General features: G+C 69.6%; 24 protein-coding genes. 11 read left to right on the top strand and 13 right to left on the bottom strand.

Translation table 11 applies throughout. The features are described 5' to 3' along the window. The first annotated feature begins 25 nt into the window (after positions 1-25). On the top strand, positions 26-532 hold the full coding sequence (locus tag Hrr1229_RS07875; protein ID WP_123113404.1) for a Tfx family DNA-binding protein: 507 nt from the start codon (positions 26-28) through the stop codon (positions 530-532). 42 nt (positions 533-574) lie between these two features. Here the strand turns inward: Hrr1229_RS07875 and Hrr1229_RS07870 are convergent, their stop codons facing one another. After that, positions 575-1,603 (bottom strand): succinylglutamate desuccinylase/aspartoacylase family protein, encoded by a 1,029-nt coding sequence (locus Hrr1229_RS07870; protein WP_123113405.1) that lies wholly within the window; start codon positions 1,601-1,603, stop codon positions 575-577. A 131-nt stretch (positions 1,604-1,734) separates the two neighbouring features. Between Hrr1229_RS07870 and Hrr1229_RS07865 the strand changes: the two genes are divergently transcribed. Further along, positions 1,735-2,562: an MBL fold metallo-hydrolase gene (locus Hrr1229_RS07865; RefSeq protein WP_123113406.1), complete on the top strand. Its 828-nt coding sequence runs from the start codon at positions 1,735-1,737 to the stop codon at positions 2,560-2,562. A 53-nt stretch (positions 2,563-2,615) separates the two neighbouring features. Further along, positions 2,616-3,746: a molybdopterin-dependent oxidoreductase gene (locus Hrr1229_RS07860; RefSeq protein ID WP_123113407.1), complete on the top strand. Its 1,131-nt coding sequence runs from the start codon at positions 2,616-2,618 to the stop codon at positions 3,744-3,746. Between the two features lie 8 nt (positions 3,747-3,754). Here the strand turns inward: Hrr1229_RS07860 and Hrr1229_RS07855 are convergent, their stop codons facing one another. Both Hrr1229_RS07855 and Hrr1229_RS07850 read right to left on the bottom strand, forming a co-directional pair. Next, complete coding sequence (locus Hrr1229_RS07855) at positions 3,755-3,979, bottom strand: antitoxin VapB family protein (RefSeq protein WP_123113408.1); 225 nt, start codon at positions 3,977-3,979, stop codon at positions 3,755-3,757. 44 nt (positions 3,980-4,023) lie between these two features. Next, a complete protein-coding gene (locus Hrr1229_RS07850) occupies positions 4,024-6,462 on the bottom strand; it encodes a DEAD/DEAH box helicase (RefSeq protein ID WP_123113409.1) in 2,439 nt (812 codons plus the stop codon). Between the two features lie 314 nt (positions 6,463-6,776). On the opposite strand from Hrr1229_RS07850, the gene Hrr1229_RS07845 reads away from it, so the two are divergent. Continuing rightward, positions 6,777-7,220: a DUF5807 family protein gene (locus Hrr1229_RS07845; RefSeq protein ID WP_123113410.1), complete on the top strand. Its 444-nt coding sequence runs from the start codon at positions 6,777-6,779 to the stop codon at positions 7,218-7,220. Between the two features lie 53 nt (positions 7,221-7,273). Here Hrr1229_RS07845 and Hrr1229_RS07840 read toward each other — a convergent pair whose 3' ends face one another. The 3 genes from Hrr1229_RS07840 to Hrr1229_RS07830 all read right to left on the bottom strand — a co-directional run bounded on the left by Hrr1229_RS07840 (position 7,274) and on the right by Hrr1229_RS07830 (position 11,966). Further along, positions 7,274-8,926, bottom strand: a complete 1,653-nt coding sequence (locus Hrr1229_RS07840; protein WP_123113411.1) for a long-chain fatty acid--CoA ligase — start codon at positions 8,924-8,926, stop codon at positions 7,274-7,276. A gap of 461 nt (positions 8,927-9,387) precedes the next feature. Then, positions 9,388-10,671 carry a homoserine O-acetyltransferase gene (gene metX, locus Hrr1229_RS07835; RefSeq protein WP_123113413.1) on the bottom strand — a complete coding sequence of 428 codons (1,284 nt, stop codon included), beginning with the start codon at positions 10,669-10,671 and terminating at the stop codon, positions 9,388-9,390. Then, on the bottom strand, positions 10,668-11,966 hold the full coding sequence (locus Hrr1229_RS07830) for an O-acetylhomoserine aminocarboxypropyltransferase/cysteine synthase family protein (RefSeq protein WP_123113414.1): 1,299 nt from the start codon (positions 11,964-11,966) through the stop codon (positions 10,668-10,670). Before Hrr1229_RS07830 ends, metX begins: the two co-directional genes overlap by 4 nt. Before the next feature lie 154 nt (positions 11,967-12,120). Here Hrr1229_RS07830 and Hrr1229_RS07825 point away from each other — a divergent pair, with 154 nt between their 5' ends. Next, positions 12,121-13,542, top strand: coding sequence for a DHH family phosphoesterase (locus Hrr1229_RS07825; protein ID WP_123113415.1), 1,422 nt, complete (start codon positions 12,121-12,123; stop codon positions 13,540-13,542). A 39-nt stretch (positions 13,543-13,581) separates the two neighbouring features. On the opposite strand, the gene Hrr1229_RS07820 is transcribed toward Hrr1229_RS07825, so the two are convergent. From Hrr1229_RS07820 to Hrr1229_RS07800, 5 genes are all read right to left on the bottom strand, one after another. Continuing rightward, on the bottom strand, positions 13,582-13,881 hold the full coding sequence (locus Hrr1229_RS07820) for a hypothetical protein (RefSeq protein WP_123113416.1): 300 nt from the start codon (positions 13,879-13,881) through the stop codon (positions 13,582-13,584). Continuing rightward, positions 13,878-14,159 (bottom strand): winged helix-turn-helix domain-containing protein, encoded by a 282-nt coding sequence (locus Hrr1229_RS07815; protein ID WP_123113417.1) that lies wholly within the window; start codon positions 14,157-14,159, stop codon positions 13,878-13,880. Before Hrr1229_RS07815 ends, Hrr1229_RS07820 begins: the two co-directional genes overlap by 4 nt. Before the next feature lie 89 nt (positions 14,160-14,248). Further along, the gene (locus tag Hrr1229_RS07810; protein WP_123113418.1) at positions 14,249-15,799 is read right to left on the bottom strand and encodes a molybdopterin-dependent oxidoreductase; all 1,551 of its coding nucleotides are present in this window, start codon (positions 15,797-15,799) and stop codon (positions 14,249-14,251) included. Positions 15,800-15,802: 3 nt separating this feature from the next. Then, the gene (locus tag Hrr1229_RS07805; protein WP_123113419.1) at positions 15,803-16,744 is read right to left on the bottom strand and encodes a spondin domain-containing protein; all 942 of its coding nucleotides are present in this window, start codon (positions 16,742-16,744) and stop codon (positions 15,803-15,805) included. A 240-nt stretch (positions 16,745-16,984) separates the two neighbouring features. Further along, on the bottom strand, positions 16,985-17,548 hold the full coding sequence (locus tag Hrr1229_RS07800) for a HalX domain-containing protein (RefSeq protein ID WP_123113420.1): 564 nt from the start codon (positions 17,546-17,548) through the stop codon (positions 16,985-16,987). Between the two features lie 145 nt (positions 17,549-17,693). Here Hrr1229_RS07800 and Hrr1229_RS07795 point away from each other — a divergent pair, with 145 nt between their 5' ends. Further along, the gene (locus Hrr1229_RS07795) at positions 17,694-18,422 is read left to right on the top strand and encodes an ATPase domain-containing protein (RefSeq protein WP_123113421.1); all 729 of its coding nucleotides are present in this window, start codon (positions 17,694-17,696) and stop codon (positions 18,420-18,422) included. A 94-nt stretch (positions 18,423-18,516) separates the two neighbouring features. Here Hrr1229_RS07795 and Hrr1229_RS07790 read toward each other — a convergent pair whose 3' ends face one another. After that, positions 18,517-18,855, bottom strand: a complete 339-nt coding sequence (locus Hrr1229_RS07790) for a helix-turn-helix domain-containing protein (protein WP_123113422.1) — start codon at positions 18,853-18,855, stop codon at positions 18,517-18,519. A gap of 188 nt (positions 18,856-19,043) precedes the next feature. Between Hrr1229_RS07790 and Hrr1229_RS07785 the strand changes: the two genes are divergently transcribed. The 4 genes from Hrr1229_RS07785 to Hrr1229_RS07770 all read left to right on the top strand — a co-directional run bounded on the left by Hrr1229_RS07785 (position 19,044) and on the right by Hrr1229_RS07770 (position 21,885). Continuing rightward, positions 19,044-19,382 (top strand): hypothetical protein, encoded by a 339-nt coding sequence (locus Hrr1229_RS07785; protein ID WP_123113423.1) that lies wholly within the window; start codon positions 19,044-19,046, stop codon positions 19,380-19,382. Positions 19,383-19,743: 361 nt separating this feature from the next. Then, positions 19,744-20,373 (top strand): archaellin/type IV pilin N-terminal domain-containing protein, encoded by a 630-nt coding sequence (locus Hrr1229_RS07780; protein WP_123113424.1) that lies wholly within the window; start codon positions 19,744-19,746, stop codon positions 20,371-20,373. 2 nt (positions 20,374-20,375) lie between these two features. Then, entirely contained in the window at positions 20,376-21,095 is a 720-nt protein-coding gene (locus Hrr1229_RS07775; RefSeq protein ID WP_123113425.1) for an archaellin/type IV pilin N-terminal domain-containing protein, read from the top strand. A gap of 85 nt (positions 21,096-21,180) precedes the next feature. Further along, the gene (locus Hrr1229_RS07770) at positions 21,181-21,885 is read left to right on the top strand and encodes a hypothetical protein (protein WP_123113426.1); all 705 of its coding nucleotides are present in this window, start codon (positions 21,181-21,183) and stop codon (positions 21,883-21,885) included. Between the two features lie 14 nt (positions 21,886-21,899). On the opposite strand, the gene Hrr1229_RS07765 is transcribed toward Hrr1229_RS07770, so the two are convergent. Next, complete coding sequence (locus tag Hrr1229_RS07765; RefSeq protein ID WP_123113427.1) at positions 21,900-22,364, bottom strand: zinc ribbon domain-containing protein; 465 nt, start codon at positions 22,362-22,364, stop codon at positions 21,900-21,902. Between the two features lie 260 nt (positions 22,365-22,624). On the opposite strand from Hrr1229_RS07765, the gene Hrr1229_RS07760 reads away from it, so the two are divergent. Further along, positions 22,625-25,054: a BGTF surface domain-containing protein gene (locus Hrr1229_RS07760; protein WP_176329379.1), complete on the top strand. Its 2,430-nt coding sequence runs from the start codon at positions 22,625-22,627 to the stop codon at positions 25,052-25,054. The last annotated feature ends 81 nt before the right edge of the window (positions 25,055-25,135 follow it).

Genomic DNA, 25,135 nt, shown 5'->3' with positions numbered 1-25,135 from the left:
GAGCGAGCGTCCCCTCGCGACGAGTATGGTCGCAGACGACGGGCCGTCCGACGCCGCCGACACGGCCGACGACGTCGAGGGCGTCGAGGCCGACGAACTGTTGGAACGGGCCGGGTTCGACGCCGACGAGAGCGTCCTCACCGACCGGCAGGCGGAGGTGCTCGCGCTCCGCGAGCGGGGGCTCCGCCAGTCGGACATCGCCGACCGGCTCGGCACGTCGCGCGCGAACGTCTCCAGCGTCGAGGCCAGCGCCCGCGACAACGTCGAGCGGGCCCGCGAGACGGTCGCGTTCGCGGAGGCGCTCGCCGCGCCCGTCCGCGTGGAGATCGATGCCGGCACCGACCTGTACGACGCCCCGAAACACGTGTACGACGCCTGCGACGAGGCGGGCGTGAAGGTGAACCAGACCGCGCCGGACCTGATGAAGACGATCGGCGACCGCGCCGGCGACGCGGTCCACGGCCGCGAGGTGCGCAGCCGCCTGTTCGTCACCGTCGACGCGAACGGCCAGATCCGCGTACGGCAGCCCTGATCCGCGTCGGCGCGTGCGACCCGCCCCGCGCCCGTCCGTTTCTCACTCGTCCAGTCGCTCGGCGACACCGACGAGCGTCGACCCCGCGGTGACGGTCGCCTCGCGGGCGATCGAGTAGACGATCCCGTCGCGGTCGGCCGTCGCGGTCTGCAGCGGCTCGAACGTCGTCGGGTCGTGGACGACGCCGAGCCGCTCCCCCTCGACAGCCTCGTCGCCGACGGCGAGATCGCGCTCCGGGGTGAACAGGCCCGACTCCGCGGCGTTCACCCGACCGAGGTGGTTCCGCGCGACCGTCCCGTCCCACGGCTCGGGCTCGCCGGGGAGCAGCCCCTCGCGGCGGAGGACGCCGAGCATCCCTTTGAAACCGGTCTCGACCGCCTCGGGGACGACCTCGCGGCTGTGCGCGAGCTCCGGCGTGATCGTGGGGATCCCCTCGCGGGTGGCGGCGACGCGGAGCTTGCCGGCGAAGCCCCGCTCGCTCCACTCCGCGTCCGCATCGTCGCCCGCCGCCTCCGCGAGCAGGAGGTCGGTCCCGAACGCCTCCGCGAGCGAGCGGCAGGCCTCGTCCCCGCGCATGTACACCGTGTGCGTGAGCATCGCCGGCGACCCGGTGTGGAGGTCGACCACCGCGTCTGCCGCGCCCGCGAACGCCCAGAGGCGGGCCGCCGCCCGCTCGTGGAGCGTCCCTTCGTCGTCTCCGGGCCAGCAGCGGTTCATGTTCGAGTGGGTCGCGTCGAGCGACTCCGGCGTGGTGTACGAGACGCGGTCGAACGTGAGCGGGTCGGCGACCGGGACCGTCACGAGGGTGCCGGCGAGGTCGCTCGCGTCCGCTCGCGTCGGGTCCGCGTCCGTCAGCCGCTCGTGGAGCCGCCGGAGGACCGCGGTCCCGTTCACCTCCCGACCGTGCTGGGCGGCCTGCGCGTAGACCACCGGCCCGCCGTCGGCCGGCGCGTCGAGTTCGGGGCCGTCCGGGCCCTCGACGAGCCGTCCCTCGCCGTAGACGTGGACGGTCGTGCGGATCGGGACGCCCGACGGGAGCCGCGCGAGGACGAGGTCGCTGGCGTCGTGCATACCGATGGGTCGGTCCTGAAGCGCTTATAAATCGGGGGCGGAGCGGCCGGGCCGGCGGCGCGCGCGGCGGCCGCCGCTCGGCCCGATCGACCGCGGACGCTAAGTCGGTGGGTCGCCGAGACGGATCCGAGATGCGGGTCACCCTCCTCGGCACCGGCGACACGACCGGGACGCCGACCGCCGGCTGCGACTGCGACACCTGCGTCGCGGCGCGCGAGCGGGGGGTGTCGCGCTCGCGGTTCTCGGTCCACGTCGCCAACGAGCGCACCGGCGAGTCGCTGCTCGTCGACTTCAGTCCGGACTTCAGACAGCAGTTCCTCGACGCCGACGTTCCCCTCCCCGACGCCGGCATCGTGACGCACATCCACTTCGATCACCTCGACGGCCTCGGCAACGTCTACCGGCTGGTCGACGGGCTCCCGGTCCACGCGCCGAACGAGACCGACCCCGCCACCGACGAGAGCGTCGCCGAGACGATCCGCGCGAAGTACGACTACCTCGAGGACCGGATCGGCGTCCACGCCCGCGAGCCGTTCGAGCCCTTCGAGACGTGCGGGCTCGAGGTCCGCTTCGTTCCCGTCGACCACCCGCCGCTCCTTTGTTACGGGGTCGTGATCGAGGACCCGGAGACGGGCGCGACGCTCTCGCTGACGGGCGACACGAGCTACGACGTGCCCGAGCGCTCCCGCGAGGCGCTCGCCGGCGCCGACCTCCTGCTGGCCGACGCCATCGTCCCCGCCTCCCTCTGCGATCACCACCCGATCGGCGGGGGCCACGAGGGGCCCGACGGCGTCCCCCGCACGTTCGGCACGAAGCACATGACCCGAGAGGGAGCGCTCGCGCTCGCCGACGAGCTGGACGCCGACCGGACGCGGCTCGTCCACGTCGCGCACTACTACCCGCCCGACGAGGCGTTCGCGGAGCCGCTCGCGGTCGACGGCGAAGTGTACGAGCTGTGAGCGAAGCGTGCGGGCTGTAGCCTTTTGTCTCGTTAGCACGTAGCGCGGTCGAGATGGGACCGGGGTCCGGAATCGGCGGAACGCTCCGCGACGCGCTCGACCGCCTAGAGCCGCCGCCGCGCGCGGTCGACTGGTCGCTGTTCGTGTTCGTGGCCGCGGAGGTCCTGACGGGGCTCGTCTCCTTCACGGTGGGCGTCCCGGAGGGGTGGCCCGTCTTCTGGCTCCACCGCGCGCTCGGGCTCGGGATCGTCGCGCTGCTCGCGTGGAAGCTCGCGCGCGTCCGGCGCCGCCTCACCGACCCGACGCTCTGGCAGCGGTCGACCGCGCTGTCGGTCCTGACGCTCGTCGCCGCCCTCGGCGCGCTCTCGACCGGGGTCGTCTGGGTGTTCGGACTCGACGTGCGGCTCTCCTACTGGACGCTGCTCTCCGTCCACGTCGGGTTCGGACTGGTCCTGCTCCCGCTCGTGGCGGCGCACGCCGCGACCCGGTTCAGGCTCCCGCGGCGGGTCGACTTCGAGCGCCGGCGCACCGCCGTTCGATACACCGTCCTGCTGGTCGCCGGCGCCGCGACCTACCGGCTCCAACAGGGCGTCAACGACCTGCTCGACACGGCGGGCGCGGACCGGCGGTTCACCGGGTCCCAGCCCCGCGAGGGCGACGGGAACGGCGCGTTCCCGGTCACATCGTGGGTCGCCGACAACCCCGACCCGATCGACCGGGAGGGGTACCGACTGCGGGTCGAGGGGCTCGTGAGCGCTCCGGTCGAGCTGACCACCGACGAGCTCGGTGCCGGCCACGAGACGGAAGCCCTGCTCGACTGCACGAGCGGGTGGTACACGGTGCAAGAGTGGGGCGGGATCCGCGTCGGCGACCTGCTCGACGCGGCCGGGGGGCCGGAGACGGCCTCCGGCGACGAGGAGGCGACCGACCGCGAGCCGGCCTACGTCCGGTTCACGTCGGTCACGGGGTACCGCTGGAGTCTCCCGCTTGACGAGGCCGAAGACGCGCTGCTCGCGACGCGGGTCGGCGGTGTGCGCCTCTCGCACGGCCACGGCGCGCCGGCCAGGCTCGTCGCCCCCGACCGGCGGGGGTTCCAGTGGGTGAAGTGGGTGACGCGCGTGGAGGTGCGGGCGGAGTACGACCTCGGTCAGTGGTTCGTGACGCTGGTGAGCGGGTTCGACTGAGCCCAGGGTCAGGACTCCGGGTCTCGCGTGTCGATTCCGCTTTTCAGTTCTCGACGCGTCTCGCGTGCGTGTTCGGGTGCGTCGCTCCCTTCCCAGAGACCGGCCCCAGACTGCGGACCGCCGCGGTGTTCGCGGAGCAACCGCGTCAGCAGGTCGTCGAAGGACTCGTCGTCGCCCTTCAGCGACGCGAGCGCGGCGTGTGTGTCCTCCTCGACGCGGATACGCTTCACCATGCGAACTCGTTACGACTCCATTCCAATACCGTTTCGCCGGTCGATCACTCGTACTCGCTGCCAACGACCTCGCGAATGCGCTCGGCGGTCACCGGCCCCACGCCCTCGACCTCCAGCAGGTCGTCCTCGGGCGCGGTCATCACGGCCTCGACGGTGCCGAAGTGCTCCAGCAGGGTCCGGGCCGTGACCGGGCCGATGTCGGCGATGGAGGAGACGACGTACTCCTGCTGTTCCGCGCGGGTCTTCGTCGTCTTCTCGCCGTGGACGCTCACCTCGCGGTCGCGGGTCTCCTGCTCCCGCTTGGCGATGGTCGCGAGCAGCTCCGTGGTGTCCGACTCGCCCTCGGTGCGGAGCACGCTCACGTCGAAGTCGACCGCGAGCGATGCGAGCGCGCCCCGGATCGCGTTCGGGTCGATATCGCGCTGCCCGTAGAGGTTCGTCCCCTCCACGACCATCACCGGGCGGGCGTACGCCCGCGAGAGCTCGCCGACCTGTTCGAACATCGACCGGTCGGCGTCGAGCATCGAGTCGACGAAGTCGGCCGCCGACTTGCGCTCGACGGCGACGCGGTCGGAGAGCACGTAGTCGCCGACCGCGAGCGTCTCCAGCCGGGTGACGAGCCCGTCGCGCGTCGAGAGGTCCTTCGCGATGGAGGAGTCGAGCTCGCGCTGGTCGACGACGACCTCGACGCCGTCGTCGACGCCGGCGGTGGCGACGACGCCGTCTGCGTCGCCCTCGGCTCCCGCGTCGCCCTCGTCGTCCGCCTCGTCTCCACCCCGCGTCTCGGCCGCGAAGTCGGTCAGTCCGGCGTCGTCGTCGCTACCGTCACCGCCGTCGACGTCGTCGCCGGCGTTCCCGTCGGGCTCCGGCTCGGCGTCGCGCTCGGCGGATCCCCCGGCGAACGCGTCGAGGCCGGCCTGCCCGTCGTCGCCGACGGTCTCCTCGATGTCGTCGGTGGCCTCCTTCAGCTCGGCGAGCTGACTGGCCATCTTCTTCTCGCGACGGCGGGAGATCCAGAAGAACGCCTCGTCGCGGGTGTCCTCGGCCATCAGGACGACGACTTTCCCCTCGGCCTGCCGGCCGGTCCGGCCCTTGCGCTGGATCGAGCGGATCGCGGTGGGGACGGGCTCGTAGAAGCAGACCAGGTCGACCTCGGGGACGTCCAGCCCCTCCTCGGCGACCGACGTGGAGACCAGCACCTCGAACTCGCCGGCCTTGAACTCGTCGAGCGTCTCCTGCTGCTGTTTCTGACTCATCCCGTCGGAGCCCTCCTTGTCGCCCTGCCCGACGAACTTCCGGACGTCGAAGCTCGCGGAGAGGAACTCCACGAGCGCCTCGGCGGTGTCACGGGACTCGGTGAACAGGATCGCGCGCTCGCCCTCGTTGATGCCGAGGGTCTCGGCCAAGAGAATGCGGGCCTTCGAGAACTTCGGGTGGAGCCCGTCGAACGCCTCGGCCTTCCGCATCGCCTCGCGCACCTTGGGGTCGGCGACCATCCGCTGGCTCGCCTTCGAGGCGCCGGAGGAGCGGGCGGCCTCGCGCTGGCGCTCGAAGTAGCGCCGGACGGACTCGACCGACTGCGTCTCGACCAGCTCGGTCGCGCGCCGGAGCTTCATCACCTCGGCGTGGGTGCTCATCCCCTTGTACCCGTCCGACTGGTCGTTGTCCATCATCTGTTTCAGCTGCCCGCGCATCTTGTTGAGGTCCTTCTGCGAGAGGTCCGGGTTCGTCGTGTTCGTCACCCCCAACTGCTTCAGCTTCTCTAACCGGTCGGTGATCACCTCGTTGAGGGCGTCCCGGATCTCGAGGACCTCGTCGGGGAGGGTGACCTGCTCCCACTGCACGTCGGTGTCGTGGGTGTACTCGTCGACGTCGGCGTCCTCCTCCGTCATCACCTCGACGTTCGCGAGCCCGAGGTTCTCGCAGACGGTCTGGATCTCCTCGGTGTCGCCGCCCGGCGAGGCCGACATCCCGGTGACGAGCGGGTCGGCCGCGTCGGCGTGGTAGCGCTCCGCGATGTAGACGTACGCGTAGTCGCCGGTCGCGCGGTGGCACTCGTCGAAGGTGAGATGGGTCACGTCGCGCAGCGAGATCCGGTTGCCGACGAGGTCGTTCTCGACGACCTGCGGGGTCGCGATCACGATCCGGGCGTCGTCCCAGAGGGCGGCGCGGTCGTCCGGCTTCACGTCGCCGGTGAAGACGACGATCTCGTCGTCCGGAATCTGCAGCGCCTCGCGGTAGAAGTCGGCGTGCTGCTGGACGAGGGGTTTGGTGGGGGCTAAAAAGAGGGCCTTCCCGCCGGCCTCGTGGAGGCGCTCGGCGGTGACGAGCAGGCTGACGGTCGTCTTGCCGAGGCCGGTCGGGAGGCAGACGAGGGTGTGGTCGTCGGCCGCCGACGCCGCGAGCTGGAGCTGGTAGCGGCGCCGCTGGAGGAAGTCGTCGACGAGCAGGGGTCTGTCGATGCCGGCGGCCTCGGTCGCCATCGGCGGTGTTTCGCCGCCGTCGGCCTAAAGCCTTCGCGAAGCGGGGTGAAAGTTATCGCTCGACGGAGCGCTCCTCTCGAAGCTCCTCCGGGACGTCCTCGTCGACCAGCTCCGCCCACTCGGCGAGCCGGTCTCCGGATGGTGTTTGCGCGCTCATCAGAAGACGGATCTCAGTGGGGCGTCTTAACAGTTACCCCAATTCTACATGATTTAACATCGATCCGACAGCGGGTGGGGCCCGCTCCGCGCGTGGCGTCGACACCCCCTCGACCGCGACTCGCACGGCTTTTACCGTTCACGCGCGTCCGACCGGCATGAGCAAACTCGACGAGTTCCTCGCCGGCGAGCGGCTCGACGACGTCGTCTTCTACCTGAGCGACGCGTACCTCGACGACGACTCCCGGCTCCGCAACGTCGGCGCCGAGACGGACGACGGCGTGCGGCTGATCCTCGACGGCGAGACCGGTCGGTCCGCGTTCGAGGCCGGCACCGGGATGGGCGCGATGGAGTTCGCGAAGACGGCGATGGGCGCCGAGGGGACGATCGCCCGAGCGCTCGACGGCGGGGCGTGCCCGTTCGCCGAGGAGGCGCCCGACGACGACCACGACGTCCGGTTCGTCTTCGCGTTCGCGGAGGCGCAAAACGAGGAGGTCGGCGGGCTCTACGCCGAGGGCGACGTGGTCCACGCCTACGCCCACTGCACGTGCGGCGAGAGCTACTCACACAAGTGGGTCGTCGGCGACCGCGACGGCGAGTGAAGTTCGGCAACTGCGACGGCGAGTGAAATTCGGCGGACGCACCCAGTCCGGCCCTACTCCTGCTCGGGCGCGTCCTCTTCCGGCACCGAGCCGTCGACGAGCGACTGATCGGCGTACCGCTCGCGGAGGTCCTTCTTCGAGAACTTCCCGGTGGCGGTCTTCGGCACCTCGTCGATGAACTCCACCGCGTCCGGCACCCACCACTTCGGGTACTCCTCGCGGAGTCCGTCCTCGATCTCGTCGACCAAGGCCTCGCGATCGACGCCGTCAGCCGCGACAACGAACGCGACCGGGCGCTCTTGCCAGCGCTCGTGCGGGACGCCGATGACGGTCGCCTCGCTCACGCCGTCGTACGCCATGATCGCGTTCTCCAACTCGACGCTGGAGATCCACTCGCCGCCCGACTTGATCACGTCTTTCGTCCGGTCGACGAGCTGGAGGTAGCCGTCCTCGTCGACGGTGACCACGTCGCCGGTCTTCAGCCAGCCGTCGACGAACTCCGCCTCGTTCGCCTCCGGCCGCTTGAAGTACTCCTTGGTGACCCACGGACCGCGGATCCGGAGCTCGCCGAACGCCTCGCCGTCCCACGGGATCTCCTCGCCGTTCTCGTCTATCACCTCGAACTCCAGCCCGGGGACGACGAGCCCCTGTTTCGACCGCTTGTCGACCTGCGTCTCGTAGTCGGCGTCGCGGAGGTCGTCGGTGAGATGCGAAACGGTGCCGATCGGCGACAGCTCGGTCATCCCCCACGCGTGGAGCACCTCGACGCCCCGGTCGTCGTACCACTCGATCAGCGACTGCGGGGCGGCCGCGCCGCCGACGATCACGGTGTCGAGCGTCGAGAGGTCGACCTCGTTCCCCTCCGCGATGTACTCGCGGAGGCCGAGCCACACCGTCGGCACGCCCGCCGAGATCGTCACGCCCTCCTCCTCGATCAGCGCCGCGAGGTCGGCCGGGTCCGGCGACGGCCCGGGGTAGACGTGCTTCGCGCCCGCCGCGGTCGCGGTGAACGGCATCCCCCACGCGTTGACGTGGAACATGGGGACGACGGGCATGACCACGTCGGAGTCCTCCATCGGGATCCCCTGCGGCGTCTGGGAGGCCATCGTGTGGCTCCACAGCATCGACTGAGTGTACTCGACGCCCTTCGGTTTCCCCGTCGTGCCGGAGGTGTAACAGAGGCCGGCGGGCTGGTCGCTGTCGAGTTCGGGCCAGTCGTAGTCGGTCGGCTGGTCGGCGATGAACTCCTCGTAGGGGGTCCCGTCGAGCGCGTCGGTCCCCTCGGAACCCATTACGACGAAGTCGACGTCGGCGAACTCCTCGGCGCCCTCGGCCGCGCCGGCGAGCTTCCCCGCGAGCGACGGGTCGACGAACACGATCTCGTCTTCGGCGTCGTCGACGATGTACCGGATGTGCTCGTCGGGCAGCAGGGGGTTTATCGTGTGGAGCTGCGCGCCGGCGTTCGGGACGCCGAAGTACGTCTCGAAGTGGCGCGTGTTGTTCCAGCAGAACGTCGCTACCCTGTCGCCGCGCTCGATCCCGTACTCGTCGAGCGCGTTCGCCAGCTGGGCGGTTCGGTCGGCGTACTCGGCGTACGTGTGTCGCGTGCGACCCTCGTGGGTCCGGGAAACGATCTCTGTGTCGGGGTACAGTCGTTCCGCGCGCCACAGGAACGGTCGAAGCGTCTGGGAGTGTCCACCGGGCATACCTTACACACCACGGAATCGAGAACTATGAACATTTGCATGATTGATCGTGTGGTTGGCCGGTGGGGTGACAGACGCGCCTCGGGACTGGGTCGCTCTTTTATAAACAGTTGCTGACGGATCGACGGCGAACACCGCCAAAAACCCGGTCGTTCGCCTATAAACAGTTGCTGATAGATCGACGGAGAACACCGCCAAAGCCCCAGCCGCGAGGACTCGCGCACCTCGCTGCGGTCCTCAGTCGCTCACTTCGTTCGCTCCCTGCGGTCCTTACGTCGGTGTGCTTCGTCCTCGCGGCTGCCCCTTTGAGTCCCGCCCCGCACAGCGACCGCGCCTCACGCCTCCCCAGCCTCGCGGTTCGCGCTCTTCGAGCGCTCACCGCGTCCCTCGCGCGTGCACCTCGCGCCCTGCGGGCGCTCGGCGGCACGCGCCGACCGCACGATGGTATTTAAAAGAGTCCGCTACCCCTGAAACAGGCTCGCGTGCACCGGCGCGTGGTCCGACTCGGGGCGCGCAGACTCCTCGCCCTCGCCGCCGTCGTCGGAGACCGCTCGGCCCTCGACCCCGTCCGCGAGGAAGTCGCGGAGCGGCGGGCCGACGTGTTCGGGCTCGACGAGGAACGCGTCGTGGCCGTGGTCGGAGTCGATCACGTGGTGGGCGACGGGGACGTCGCGGTCGCGGAAGGCGGTCGCGAGCGACGCCGACTGCTCGACGGTGAAGTGCCAGTCGGCGGTGAAGCTCATCAGGAGCGCCTCACCCTCGAAGGCGGCGAGGGCGTCGGCGTCGGTGCCGTGGCCGGCGGCGAGGTCGTACTCGTCCATGGCGCGCGTGAGGTAGAGGTAGCTGTTGGCGTCGAAGCGCTCGCTGAACCCCTCGGCCTGGTAGTCGAGGTACGACTCCACCTCCCGGTACGGGAAGAACGCCGCCGTCGGCTCCGGCGGCAGCCCGAGGTCGCCCTCCTCGCGGGTCAGCGAGTCGCGGCCCGCGGAGCGCCGGCCGAACTTGCGCTCCATGGAGGCCTTCGAGAGGTACATGATGTGGCCGATCTGCCGGGCCAGCGCGAGCCCCTCGTCGGGCGAGGGGCGGTCCTCGCCGTAGTAGTCGCCCCCGTTCCAGTGCTGGTCCGCGCGGATCGCGCGGCGGGCGACCGCATCGAGCGCGAGACACTGGGCGTCGAGCCGCCCGGCGGTCGCGATGGGGACGATCCGGTCGACGTCGTCCGGGTAGCGCTTGGCCCACTCCAAGACGTTCATACCGCCGACGCTGCCGCCGACGACGGCGCGCAGCCGCCCCACGCCGAGGTGATCGAGCAGGCGCCGCTGGGCGCGCGCCCAGTCCTCGACCTGCACGGGCGGGAAGGCGGTGCCCCACCGGTCGTGGTCGGGCTCGTCGGGGAGGTCGAGGTCGGCGGGGCGCTCGCTCGTCGGGCCGGTCGTGCCGTAACAGGAGCCGGGGACGTTCGCGCAGACGACGAAGTACTCCGTCGTGTCGATCGCCTTCCCCGGGCCGACGATGTCGTCCCACCACGCGCGGGCCTGCCCGGCCTGCCCGGCGTCCCGGTCCGGCGACGGCGAGCGCGCGACGTTCTGGCTCCCCGTGAGCGCGTGACAGACCAACACGACGTTGTCGCCGTCGAACTCGCCGTGCGTCTCGTAGGCGACCTCGAGGTCGGGGACCGACTGGCCGCACTCGAAGACGAACTCGCCGAGCGAGGCGACGCCCTCGTCGGACGGCGTGGCGCTCATTTGTCCTCCTCCTCGGCCGCGCGGTCGCCGGCCGCCAGCCCGCGGTCGAGGTCGGCGATCACGTCCTCGGGGTCCTCGATGCCGACGGAGAGCCGGAGCATGTCGGGGAAGACGCCCGCGAGCCGCTGTTGGGTCTCGTCCATCTGCGCGTGCGTGGTGGAGGCGGGGTGGATGACGAGCGTCTTCGCGTCGCCGACGTTCGCGAGGAAACTCGTCAGCTCGACCGACTCGCACAGCGTCTTGGCGGCCTCGTAGCCGCCGTCGACGCCGAACGTCACCATGCCGCCGAAGCCGTCGAGGTACTCGGCGGCGTTGTCGTGGCTCGGGTGGTCCTCGAAGCCGGGGTACTTCACCCAGCCGACCCGGTCGTCGTCGCGGAGGAACTCGGCGACGGTCCGCGCGTTCTCGCAGTGGCGGTCCATCCGGAGCGGGAGCGTGTTGAGCCCCTGGATCGTCTGCCACGCGTCGAAGGGGGACTGCTGGCCGCCGGTGGGGCGCACGCCGCGCTGGCGGGCGACGTTCGCGAAGGCGGCGTCGCCGAACTCCTCGACGAAGTCGATCGGGAACGCCGGCGACTGCCCGTCGAGCTCGTCGTAGTCGGCGTCCGGGTGGTCCCACGGGAACTGCCCGCCGTCGACGATGACCCCGCCGACCGTCGTCCCGTTGCCCGTGATCCACTTGGTCGTCGACTCCCAGGTGATGTCGGCGCCGTGCTCGAACGGCCGACAGAGATAGGGGGTCGCGAACGTGTTGTCGACGACGAGCGGCACCGCGTGCTCGTGGGCGATCTCGGCGATCCGCTCGAAGTCGGGGGTGACGAGCGAGGGGTTCGCGATCGTCTCGACGTGGACGAACGCGGTGTCCTCGTCGATCACGTCCGCGTACGCCTCGTAATCGAGCGTGTCGACGAGCCGGGCCTCGATCCCGCGGCGGTTCGCGGTGCTGGTGAGGTACGCGGCCGTGCCGCCGTACATCTCGGAGCTGGCGACGACGTTGTCGCCCGCGCTCGCGAGCACGGTCGTTATCGCGTCGAAGGCGGCCATTCCCGCGCCGGTCGCGACCGCGTCCGTGCCGCCGGCGAGGTCGGCGATCCGGTCCTCGAGGGCCCCCACGGTCGGGTTGGAGAGCCGGGAGTAGATGTGGCCCTCCGCCCGGAGCGCGTACAGCTCCGCCGCCGTGTCCGCGTCGTCGAAGACGAACGAGGTCGTCTGGTGGATCGGGGTCGCGCGCGACCCGGTCGCCGGGTCGGCCTCGGCGCCGGCGTGGAGACTCCGGGTGTTGAACCCACGTGTCATGTGTGTAGTGCATATATCTACATACATCTATAACCGTCAGTTACGGCAAGTGATGCCTCGGTCTCCGGCGAAACGGGCGGTGCCGACCCGTTCGAGGACGACCGCCCGCCGCCGAAGCGTGAGTTTATCCCCGATCGCGAGCCAACGAGCGGTAATGGCAGTCGCCGACTCACCCGTGCCGGACCTCGCCGGACGCGCGAGCGCCTGCGCCGACCGCCTCCGCGCCGCCGATCGGGTGCTGCTCGCGTCCCACATCGACGCCGACGGGCTGACGAGCGGCGCGATCGCCTCGACGGCGCTCGCGCGCGCCGGGATCGACCACGAGGTCGTCTTCGAGAAGCAGCTGGACGCCGAGTCGATCGCGGGGATCGCCGCCCGCGAGTTCGACGTGGTGCTGTTCACCGACTTCGGCTCCGGCCAGCTCGACGTTATCGCCGACCACGAGGCCCGCGGCGCGTTCGTCCCCGTGATCGCCGATCACCACCAGCCGGCCGACCGCGACACGGAGTTCCACCTCAACCCCCTCCTCGAGGGGATCGACGGCGCGAGCGAGCTGTCGGGCGCGGGCGCAAGCTACGTGCTCGCCCGGGCGCTGGAGGGGCCGGACGGCGACAACCGCGACCTCGCCGCGCTCGCGGTGGTCGGCGCGGTCGGCGACATGCAGGACTCCGACGGCGGACTCGTCGGCGCCAACGAGGCGATCGTCGCCGACGGCGTCGACGCCGGCGTCATCGAGACGCGCACCGACCTGGACCTGTACGGCAGACAGACCCGCCCGCTGCCGAAGCTGCTGGAGTACGCCTCAGACGTGAAGATCCCGGGCGTCTCGAACGACGAGGCGGGGGCGATCTCCTTCCTGACCGACCTCGACGTCGACGTGAAACGCGACGGGGAGTGGCGCCGCTGGGTCGATCTCGACGGCGAGGAGCGGCAGACCCTCGCGTCCGCGCTGATGCGCCGCGCCGTCGCCTCCGGCGTCCCCGCGGACCGGATCGAGGCGCTCGTCGGCACCTCCTACACGCTCGTCGACGAGGAGCCCGGCACGGAGCTACGGGACGTCAGCGAGTTCTCCACCCTGCTCAACGCCACCGCCCGGTACGAGCGCGCCGACGTCGGCCTCGCGGTGTGTCTCGGCGACCGCGGCGACGCGCTCGCCGAGGCGCGCCGGCTCCTCCGGACGCACCGCCGGAACCTCTCGGAGGGGCTCCAGTGGGTGAAGACGGAGGGCGTCACCGACGAGGAACACCTCCAGTGGTTCGACGCCGGCTCGCGGATCCGCGAGACGATCGTCGGGATCGTCGCCGGGATGGCGATCGGCTCGCCGGCGGTCGACCGCTCGAAGCCCGTGATCGCGTTCGCGGAGGAGAGCGCCGAGGAGCTGAAGGTGTCCTCGCGGGGCTCGCACGCGCTCGTGCGCCGGGGGCTCGACCTCTCCGCGGTGATGCGAGAGGCGAGTCAGTCGGTCGGCGGCGACGGCGGGGGCCACGACGTCGCCGCGGGCGCGACGATCCCGATCGACGAGCGCGACGCGTTCGTCGCCGAGGCGGACCGGCTGGTCGGCGAGCAGCTCTCGTGAGGCGGCCGGGGAGGTGGCGAGACGGGGTCGGAGCCCCGGTCACTTCAGCGTCGCGTAGGTCAGCAGCGACACCGCGAGCAGTTCGAGCACGCGCATTCCGAGCACGACCCGGCCGACGAGCGGGTCCATCGCGTACAGCGTCCGCATGCTGCTGAAAAAGAAGGCGATGGAGACCAGATTCTCGACCAACAGGACGGCGCTGAACCCCAACAGCCCCAGGAGGAGCGTCGAGCCGAACTCGCGGTAGTTGCGGAGCCAGACCGCGGCCAGCACCGCCAGCAGCGCGCTGTTGATTCCCGTGATCACGATGCCGAAGACGGTCGGCGTCGCGGGGTTCATTCGGCGTCCACCTCCGACGTGATCTCCTCGAACGCGTCGCCGTGGCGCTCGAAGCGGTCGGTCAGGAAATAGAGCTTCCCGTAGTCGTGGTCGCTGGGCTCGACGACGTCGTGGTCTTCTAGCATCTCTAGGTGGTGGGTGATCGTGTTGTAGTCGACGTCCAGTGCCTCCGCGAGCTCGTTCGCGTTCCGGGGGCGAGCGCGGAGTTCCCGGACGATCCGGACCCTGTTGGCGCCACCGCGGCTCGCGACGAACAGGTACCACAGGGCCTTCTCCATTTGGCGTACTGTTGTGTCGGGTAGGGTGTGAAAGTCGTTGCGACGCGGGCGGGTGCCCGGTGAGGCGATCGACGGACGGCGACGGGCGGTCACCCGACCGTCCGACGGACCCAGCCGGACGCGCCGGACGGCGACGGGTCGGACGGCGCCTCGATCTGGCGGGTCCCCTCGCCGTCGACCGCGCGGACGACGACCTCGCTCGGCCCGTCGGGGTCGAAGACGTGGCGCCACTGCCGCCAGACGTCGGCGTCGGGGAGGGGGTCGGAGAGGGCGGCGTCCTCCCACGAGTCGCCGCCGTCGGTCGAGACCTCGACGCGTTCGATCCCGCGGGTGCCGGCGTAAGCGTGGCCGGCGAGTTCGATCCGCCCGTCGTCGAGCTCGGTGACGCCCTCGTCCCAGAGCTTGGCGACCGTCTTCACCTCGCCGGTCCCCTCCCAGCCGCGCTCCTCCCAGTACCCGTCATCCTCGACGTTCAGCAGCTCGATCTCCGAGAGCCACTTCACGTTCGTCTCCCCCCAGTGACCCGGGATCAGCACCCGGACCGGGTGGCCGTGACCCGTCGGGAGCTCCTTCCCGTTCATCCCCCACGCGAGGAACCCCTCCGCGAGCACGTCGACCGGGAACTGGACGTAGTACCCGTCCTCGCCGCGCAGCATCGCGCAGTTGCAGTCGCCCCCGGGGTCGACGGACTCGAGCAGCGGGCGGATCGGCGTCCCCGTCCAGACGGCGTTGTCCAGCTTGCGGCCGTTCAGCTCCTCGCCGACGCAGCGCAGTGTCACCGCGCGGTGCTCGACTGACCGGTCGATCAGTTCGTCGAAGGCGATCGTCCGCTCGGACCCGGTCTCGCCGGTGAACGTCAGCGACCACTCGTCCGCGGTGACCTCCGGGTCGAACTCCGCGATGTCGACGTTGTAGAACTCGCCGATCGGGCTCACCATGCCGAGGAGGCCCTCGCTCGCGACCGGCAACGAGGCCGAGTCGATCGCCTCCAGCCGCTCGGTCGCGCCCTCTGACCGCGGAGCGTCGGCGAGCGTGTCGTCGGCCGGCGCTGGCAGCCGCCGGCCCACGACCGCCGCGACGACGAACCCGAGCGTTCCGACGAGGACGCCGAGCGTTCGGCGACGCACCGCGTCGACGGTCGGCGTCGAGTTCCCTGCGACCGAGGACCCGTCCCCGGACGCCGATCCGGGAACAGACGGGTCGGGCGACGGGGGAACGCCGCCGACCGCGACGACGGCCGCCGCGGGGAGGGCCACTCCCAACGCCCGCGTCGGGTCTCCGGTCAGCCCGGCGGCGAGCAGCCACGAGACGACGCCGGTCGCCGCGGCCCCGGCCGCTGCGGCCCCGGCCGACGACCGATCGAGGCGCGCGGCGAGCCGGAGCCCGCCGAACGCAACCGCGCCGAACAGGCCGACCACGGCCGCGAACGCCATGGCGATGTGGATCAGGTGGCCCGCGTCGCCGAGGGTCTCGATCGCGAACGTCACGACCGGCCCGGGCGTCGAGTTGACGATGGCCTGGTCGACGGGCCGGACGACGAACGCGGGCGACCACCCCGTGAGGAGGTACGAGCCGGCGACCGCCACCGTCCCGGCCGCCGCCGCGAGCAGCGCGTCTCGTCGTTCGGTAACGTCTATCATACTCTACGTCGGGGTTACAGTCACTTGAACCACGTCCTCGGCGGCCGGGTACTCGTGGCCGTCGTCGACGTCGCTCAACCGGCGAACGACGCCGTCTTCGTCGGCGCCCTGGTCGGGCGCGTCCTGTGCGGGCGCTTGGTCGGGACCGGTTCCGGGGGGTTCCGCGTTCGGCTCCGTCCCCGCGTCGAACAGCGCCACGGCGTCGGTGACGTCGCCGTCGACCGGCTCGCCGTCGTCGGGCCAGAGCGCGACCCCCTCCTCGTCGGTCGAGACGAAGGCGTCGTTCGAGGGGACGACCATCGAGGCGAAGGAGAGCCGCTGGCCGGGCGCGACGTCGGCCTCAAACTCGAAGGCGCCGCCGGGCGCGATCGGCGGGGCGCCCGGGATCGCTCCCGTCGGGTCGTTCGGGTCGGCGACCGTGTCGGCGGGGGCGTACGCGCCCGAGTCGTGGACCGCCGTCGACGCGGCGAGCTCGGCGACGATCCCGTTTTCCCCCTCGAATCCCGTCGGGCGGCCGGCCTCGGCGAGCGCTTCGAGACCGACCGACGCCGAATCGCCGCGGTCGTATATCGGGTTCCCGCCCTCGTGTATCGCGTACGCGCCCGGCGAGACCCAGACGACGCCGTCGGTCGACGTGTCCGCGGGGTAGAACTCCGTGGAGGCGACGTTCTCGATCCGCACCCGGACCGTGACGGGCTCCCCCATCCCGTCCTCGTCGTCCGTGTCGTCCTCGCTGTCCATGTCGTCCTCGCCGTCCATCCCGTCATCGGCCTCCATGCCGTCCCCCTCGCCGTCCTCGCTACCCATGCCGTCGTCTCCGTCCATCCCGTCGCTCTCGTCCATCTCGCCGCCGCTGCCGCCCTCGCCGAGACAACCGGCGAGTGCCAGCGTCGCGAGTCCGCCGCTCGTCGTCAGGAAGCGCCGCCGCGTGTCTTGTTCCGTCATGGTCTCGGCGAGGGCGATGAGGGGAATATAGATTTTTCAACAACCGGACAACGTTGGTGCGGAGTCGGGGCGAGGTCCGTTCAAATTTCGTTCGGGATCCGGACGCCGTCGGTGGGATCCGCGAAGGAAGAGCGTCGAGGAGAGTGCGTAAGCGGGGAGGACGAGAGGGCGGAAGCGGGGAGGACGAGAGGGCGGAAGCGGGGAGGACGAGAGGGCGAGAGTGACGCGGTCGCCGCCGCGTCAGGCCTCGCCGAGGTCGCGGAACATCGCGCGGTAGTCGTCGGAGGAGAGCGATTCGCCGAGGTCGTCGATGTCGGCGTCGAGGGCCTCCAAGCGCTCGACGAGGTCGGCGTACGCCTCGTTCCCCTCGCGCTGGGCGGCGGGCTTCTGGGAGCTTAGCACCGCGCGCTTGCTCGCCAGTGCCGCCGCCTCCTGGACGAGATCGTCGTACTCGCTGCGGGTGAGCAGGGTGTCGATCGCCGTCAGCAGGTTCGACCGGCTGACGGGCTTGGTGAGGTACAGGTCGAACCCCATATCGATGATGTCGAAGTCGGGCTCGACGGCGGTGACCATCGCGACCCGACAGTCGTAGCCGGCCTCGCGGATGCGTTCGAGCACGTCGTCGCCGCTTCCGTCCGGGAGCCGGCGATCGAGGAGCACCACGTCGACGCTCGCGTCGACCTGATCGATCGCCTCGGCGGCGGTTTCGGCGAGATCGACCTCGTACCGCCCGTCGAGGAAGCCGGCGTACAGCGCGGCGATGTCGGGCTCGTCTTCCACGATCAGGATCGAGAGGTCGCTCACCGCTGATCACCGCCGGGGGCGACGGGAGACGCTTCACCGGGCATACAGTATCGGCCGGTGTGTCGAGAAATAAAGCTGTCGCCGTCAGTTCGGCCGGTCGCGTCGGATCGTCTTTTATATACTCCCGTCGCCAATACCGGGACGAATGTCAGAACTCGTCTCCACCGGGGTCGAGGGGCTCGACTCGATCCTCACCGGCGGCATCACGGAGCGGTCGACGGTACTCGTCTCCGGGAACCCCGGGACCGGCAAGAGCATCTTCGGTATCCAGTACCTCCATCACGGCGTCACCGAACACGACGAGCGCGGCGTGTACGTCTCCTTCGAGGAGGACGAGGCGGACATCCGCGGCGCCGCGGAGTCGATCGGTCTCGACGGGTTCGGCGACGCCGTCGACGACGGCGACATCGTGATCTTGGACAAGCGAGAGATGCTGCGCGAGACCGACTTCTCGACGGCGGTCGACCGCCTGCTCGACACGATCGAGGACGGCGGGTTCGACCGGCTCGTGCTCGACTCGCTGTCGATGTTCCAGCTCTTCTTCGACGCCGAACAGGAGAAGCGGACGTACCTCCTGAAGTTCTCCGACATCCTCAAGGCGAACGGGTTGACCTCGCTGCTCATCAACGAGCAGGGCGCCGTGTTCCCGGACACCGAGGTCGGACTGGAGAACTTCCTCACCGACGGGAACATCTACTTCATCCAGACGCCGACGGACTCGGGCGTCAACCGGTACGTCTGGGTGGCGAAGATGCGGAAACAGGACATCGACACCGACATCTTCCCGATGGAGATCGGCGAAGGGGGGATCACCGTCCACGAGCGGGCCGGCGGGTTCTCGATGATGGGAGGGTCCGAGGGACCGTCGTTTTGATCCGGACCGGACTCTAAGAGGAGAGATCGAGGGAACGGACAGAGAGAACGGACCGAGAGTCGCCGACGGAGCGGAAGGGGAGAGTTGCGGGACGCTACTGACTCGACGAGAGGTCGCGCCACACGTCGTCGAGCCGGTTTTTCACCGCGGAGCGCTCCTCGACCTCGATCGTGAGCCCGTCGCGGAAGTCGACCTCGACGCCGTCGACCTTCCGGCGGTACACCTTCACCCGGCGGTGCTCGTCCGAGAGCGGCCGGTCGTGCAGCTCGAGTAAGTCGGCCTCCTCGAGCTCGTTGATCCGGCGGTAACACGTCGCGATCGGGACGTCGAGCTCGTCGCTCAGATCCTGCGCGGACATCGCGTCGCCGGTCGCCGTCAGAATGTCCGTGTTGTACTTGTTACCGAGAACCGTGATCAGATCGTCCCCCACCATTCACGTTATCGTCGTTGATTTTTACAACGTAAAAGGATACCGGTGAGTGCAGGGATCGTCGAATCCGGGGACAGGCGGGCGACAGACGCCGTATCCGCGTTCTTCGGACCCGCGATAGCGGAACGCCGTGTTATCGCCGGTGATAGCCGCCACCGTGGGTTTATGTATCGACTCCGAGGAGGCCGGATATGGAGCTCATCGAGGGATTGTATCTCGTGACGACCACCGTGTTGGCGGGCGCGAGCGCGACGCTGGCGGCGTTCGCGGTGGCCGCCTACCGGTCGTCGGGCCGCACCGCGATGGCGTACCTGGCCGTCGGCTTCGGACTGGTCGTCGTCGCGGCCGTCGCGACGCCCGTCGCCGGCTTCCGGACGTCGTTCGCCGACGCGGCGGCGCTGCTGTTGATCAACACCGGGCTGCTGGCGGCGTCGATGGCGCTCGTCGCCGGGAGCCTCGCGGTCTACGAGCCCGGCACGCGAGAGCTCGTGATCCCCGAGTCCGAACTCACGCGGATTCAGGACCGGTAACGATCCGCGGCGCTGCGGTACGGATCGTCTCAGTTGATCGGCCCAGTTCACCTGTGTAGGTCACCCGCTGGGTTCCGACGCGGACCCCCGTTGATCGACCTCACCGCGCTACCGAGCAGTTCCGCGCCGACTGATCGGCCGATATCTGCGCGCACATCTACTGCTGTTCGAGTATCGGATGCGATAACCACGCGGTGAAATCGTTGATGATTATAGAAATTATTTTGCTGGAATTAATCCGAAAATCGCACGACTGCGGCGTTTTATCAGGTCGAATAATCGGCACGGAGTCTTTAATAGGGAAATCACACTCCCTATCGATAACGCCCGCCGGGCAGGCCGGGGGCCAACGCAACACACAATGTTCGAAACCATACTGGACGAGGAAGAGCGCGGGCAAGTGGGGATCGGGACCCTCATCGTGTTCATCGCGATGGTGCTGGTGGCGGCGATCGCCGCCGGCGTCCTGATCAACACGGCCGGCTTCCTCCAGACGCAGGCGGAGGCGACGGGCGAAGAAAGTACGAGTCAGGTGAGCGACCGGCTGCAGATTGTTAGCCAGTCCGGGAACGTCACTGATTTGAATATTAGTAACACGAGTACGGAGCGTGCGATCGACGAACTCCAGATCACCGTCGCACAATCCCCAGGTGCCGGGAATATCGACCTTACTGAAGTGAGTGTTGAGCTGATCGGTACTGGTGGACAGGTCACAGGTGAACTCTCGGAAAACGAGATCGACATGTTCACCGGCGAAACCGGTGATGAAGTCGTCCTGACAGACACGGGTGACCGCGCAGAGATCACGCTGAATCTCAACGATAGCGACGGCGAATTCGGATACAATTTGGATCCGGACGGGAGCGACGGCGGTTTGAATGCCGGCGACAGTCTCTCGGTGACGTTCACGACCGCGTCCGGGGCGACCACAAGTGCTGAGCTGCGTGTCCCGACGACACTGACTGAAGATCAAACCTCGGTGAGGCTGTAACAATGTTCGAGTTTATCAACAATAGTGAGGACCGCGGTCAAGTGGGGATCGGGACCCTCATCGTGTTCATCGCGATGGTGCTGGTGGCAGCGATCGCCGCCGGTGTTCTGATCAACACGGCCGGCTTCCTCCAATCACAGGCTGAAGCGACGGGTCAAGAGAGTACAGACCTCGTGTCCGAGCGTATCGACGTTTCGAGTGAAGTCGGTATCGTGGGTAACGCGAGCTCCGGGGAACTTGAAGAAATTCGGGTGAGTGTCTCCGGTGCGGCCGGTTCCAGTCAAATAGACTTGTCAGAGACGACTATCCAAGCCGTTGGTCCGAACGGGCAGGCGAATCTTGTGTTTACTGATGAAGCCGCAAACGGAACGACACTGGATAGCAGTTACAACGCAAGCTACCTCAACCAGAGCGAATTCGGGGTACAGAACAGCTCCGGTGCCTGGGTTGCGGGCGACGACGCGGTACTGAACGGTGAGGAAGATTACACGATCGTCCTCAACCCCGGTGCAGAACCGTTCGGTAGCCTGACGAGCGCTAATGATAGTACTGGTGTTCGTAACGGTGATACGTTCACCTTCGCACATCTGACCAGTGATGAGGCGTTCGGTCAGAGCGATACCTCGTCGCTCGAGATCGTCTCGCCGTCGTCGGCAACGACTTCCGTCGAGCTCAATTCGCCCGACCTCTACAGCGAGGACGGCGAAGCGGTCCGGCTCTAACGAGCCTCGAACAGCCCCCGAACCACTTCCCCGGCGGACCGTTCCGCCCGGAACACCTATTTTCTCGCGCTTCCACGGCTACGCCATGAGTGACCACGACGCACCGGCGGCCGACCCGGACGCCCCGCCGGCCGACCCCGAGGAGCTCGACTTCACCGACGACGAGAGCGTCGTCGAGATCGGGGAGAGCCGGTACGTCGTCGGGACGAACGGCCGGCCCAACGTCGGGCGGTCGCGGCCGGCCAGCCAGCCCGCCGACGAGTCCGGGTTCACCGCCGCGGACCCCGCGAGCCCCGCGGAGCGCCAGCCGCCGGGCACGGACCCGCAGGCGAATGCGGCCGGCCCGGAGGCCGCGGATCGGGGTGCGTCCGAGGGCGGCCGCGGCGGTCGCGGCGGTCAGGGCGACCGCGGCGGCCGGGGGGCCGGCCCCGCCAAGGTCGACCGACAGGCGGTGAGCCGGTGGCTGGCGAGCTCCTTTGACGGCGACGGCTTCACCTACGGGATCGACGCGACGCTCCACGTCGACGGCGACACCACCCGCCAGCGGATGGTGTCGAACGACGTGACGGCGACGTTCGACTCGCTCGTGACGTGGTTCGCGTCGAACGCGGGCCCGAGCTCGCCGACGCCGGAGGCGCTCGGACTCCTGCTCGTCGCGAGCGAGACGACCGTCGACGTGCCGCCGGTGGCGATAAAGCGGTTCGCCGCGAGCCAGGGGCTCACCGCGAGCGACAGCATCGGCGACCTCGTCCGCGCCGCGGAGGAGGCGAACGGGTTCCGGATCGAGTGAGCGGGAGCAGCCTCTTATAAAACGAACAGCAGCACCGCACCGAGCAGGGCGAGGATCGCGTACAGCCCGGCCATCACCTCGCGCTTCAGCGGACTCCCGAGCGGCTCCGCCGTCAGCCGGCGGACCGGCGGTAAGATGGCGATCCCGCCGAGAACCAGGAGGAACGCACCGGCCTGCGGGACCAGCGTGAGCGCGACGACGATCGTGCCGTACCCCGCGACGTAACAGCCGCGCCGCCAGAGCTGTTCGCGGTCGGTGAGCTCCTCGGTCGGTACGAAGCCGGCCACGCCTCCGTCGCCGGATCCGCCGTCGGTGCCACCGCCGCCCGCCGCCCCCGAGTCGGCGGCGACCTGCTGCGCCTGTCGCTGCACGTACTCGTCGAGCTCTTCGGCGGCCGCCTCGGTCTGGGGGGCGCCGCAGTCGACGCAGTAGCGGGCCTCGTCGTCGATCGACGACTCGCACCGGGGACAGGTCTTCATCCTCATCGGAACCGGACCGCGGGCGGGCTTAACTCTTCGGGGCTCGACCGAGAGTTCGAGACCGCCGCAGTCGGTCGATTCGAGCCGAATCGCGTCGCGGCGACCGGCTCCCGTTCTCCGAGGCGATAATCGGGAGGGTACGCTTTAGTCGCTGAGATCCCGACCGTGTAGCAACCGACGGCGAGCCGTCCGCGCGATTCGGCTCCGTGACGACGACTCGCCGGCACGACGACCCGACACCACGACAACCCGACACCACGATGACCTCCAGATCTCCACGGGACGGCGCGGATCGGTCCGACAGAGCGGCGACCGCCGATTCAGAGGGCCGCCGCGTCGGGTCCCGCGGCGCCCGCCGCGGGGAACCCGCGGAGAGCGACGGGGAGGCCGTCGCGCTGCGCTCTCGGCTCTCGACGCTGGGAACCGTGCTGGTCGCCCTCGCGGTGCTCTGCTCGGTCCTCGGCGCCGGGCCGATCGGTCCCGCCGCGGCGGCGCTCGCGGGAGGGGACGCGGCGGCGAGCGACGGAGCGGTACCGTCCGCCGGCGACGAGGTCGCTCCGGCGATCGAAACCGGCGAAACTGCGGCGCCGGGCGGCGCCGTCAGCCGAGAGATCGACGGCTCATTCAGCCGACCGACGTACACCGGAACGGCGGGTGACCCGGTGGAGATCAGACACGTCGTCGACACCTCCGGGGGCGACACCGCGTACCTGCTGGTCGGCGGCAACCGCCTCACCGATTCCGGCGGGACGGTCGGATTCGTCGACGTGCTCAAGGTGGGAGACGGGTCGACGACGATCAACACGCGGCTCCTCGGGACGAACGAGAGCGGCGTCAAGAGCTGTAGCGCCGACCGCGTGAACTGCTCGCTTGAGTTCAAAAACGAGGACGGCGACGTGGTCGCCGACAGCCTCGCGAACCTCTCCGGGGTCGGCTCGACGGGCGCGGGCGGGCTCGCGCGGCCCCTCGTTCCGGAGCGGTACCGGCTCGCGATCACCAACGGCACGTTCATCGTCCGCGATTCGGGCGCGATAGACCCGGTCGAGGTGGCCGCGGAGTCCGACCTCGTGTTGGAGGAACCGGGATTCCACGACGAGGCCGAGGTCTTCACGACCGCGGACTCGGACGTGATCGCCGACGGGGGGGACGACGGGGAAGGGACCGAGTCGCTCGCAGCCCTCAGGGAGGCCGGACTCGACCGAACGGCGGTGACGAAGGGCGACCGCGTCGTGCTCGGCTTCGAGGCGACCGGGATCTGGGGCGCGATGGCGCACTTCGCGGAGCGGCGGTCCGGCGAGTCGGACGACGGGACCGCGATCGAGGCCGGGACGACGCTCAACCACACCGTCCTCGTCGATCTCCTCGAGGCCGAGGAGGGCGTCTCGCTGACGGTCCGGCAGACGAATCCCGGGCGGAACGAACCCCGGGCGGAGCTCGATCTCGCGGACGCCGACTCCGACGACGTCAGCCTCTTTCTTGCGGAGGAATCGGAGCTCGAACGCGGGGACGCCGACAGGAACGGAGTGCCCGGCCGCTTCTACCTCGCGATCGACACGAGCGACGGCGGCGCGTTCACCCACGACGTCGAGCCGGGCGACGAGTTCGCGGTCGAGTTCGCCTTAGAGGGGACCGACGGCGAGCGGTATCGGTTCGGCGACGGCGGGGGCGAGCCGCCGGCGGCGTTCGGAGCGCAGTCGGCGACGGACGAGGACGTGGCGGAGCAGTACCCGTATCACGGAACCGGCGACGGCCGGGTGAGCGCCGAGGCGTCGTTCAGCGTTCGGGAGCGGTACCTCCGGTACGACCACGTCACGGACGACGGCACCGTCCTCGTCGAGACTGGCGACGGGACGATAACGGGCACGACCACGATTCTGCCCGTGGCGGAGCTGTCGGCGACGATCGTCAGGGACACCAACGAGACCCCGTCCCGGACCGAGTCCGAGCTGGCGATCGAGGACGGGAACTTCTCCGCGGACAGCGGGCTCGCCGACGTGGCGCCCGGGACCAGAGCGAGCTACCGGCTCTACCGGGGGCAGTCGCTACAGGACAGCCGGGAGGTCCTCGTCGTTGACAACGCCACGGACCCACGGCGACTCCGACTGGCGAACGGGACGACGACCAACCTCACGGTGACCCGCGGCGAGTCGCTGGCGGCCCTCTCCGCGACGGTGCGGAACGTCGGGCAGCTGCGCGACCGGGAACGCCTGACGCTCGACGTCGACGACGGTGAGATCGTCGAAGAGCGATACGTCACGGTCGCGCCGCAGGCCGAGACGAACGAGACGTTCGGCGGGTTCGACGCCGACCTAGAGCCGGGCGAGTACCCGTACTCGCTCGCGATCGACGGAGACCGAGTGAACGGAACGCTGATTGTGGAAGCCGACCCCGCGGTGACGCGCGTCGATGAGACCGACGGAAACAGTTCGGAGTCGACCGACGGGGGCGAGGGGAGCGGCGACGGCGATGACGGGGCGAGCGACGGCGACGACGCCGGCGACTCGACCGGGAACGGCTCGGCAGACGAGGGGCCGAACGAGTCCGGATCGGAGGGAGACGACGGCGAGACGCCGACCGAGGAGCCCGACGGGGCGCCGGCGACGCTCCTCCCGTTCGGAATCGGGACGCGCGAGACGTTCGGCGGGACCGTCCTCGTCGGCGCGACGTACCTCCTCGGGCACTGGATCTGAGAGGCCGCCCCGCCGTCACTGTCGGTTCTCATCGCTGAGAACCGCGGGGGAGTGGTTAAGTGATCGCTGCACCGCTTTCGA

It is taken from the genome of Halorubrum sp. CBA1229 (assembly GCF_003721435.2).
Taxonomy (GTDB): Archaea; Halobacteriota; Halobacteria; order Halobacteriales; family Haloferacaceae; genus Halorubrum.
This window is presented reverse-complemented; position numbering and strand designations above follow the sequence as displayed.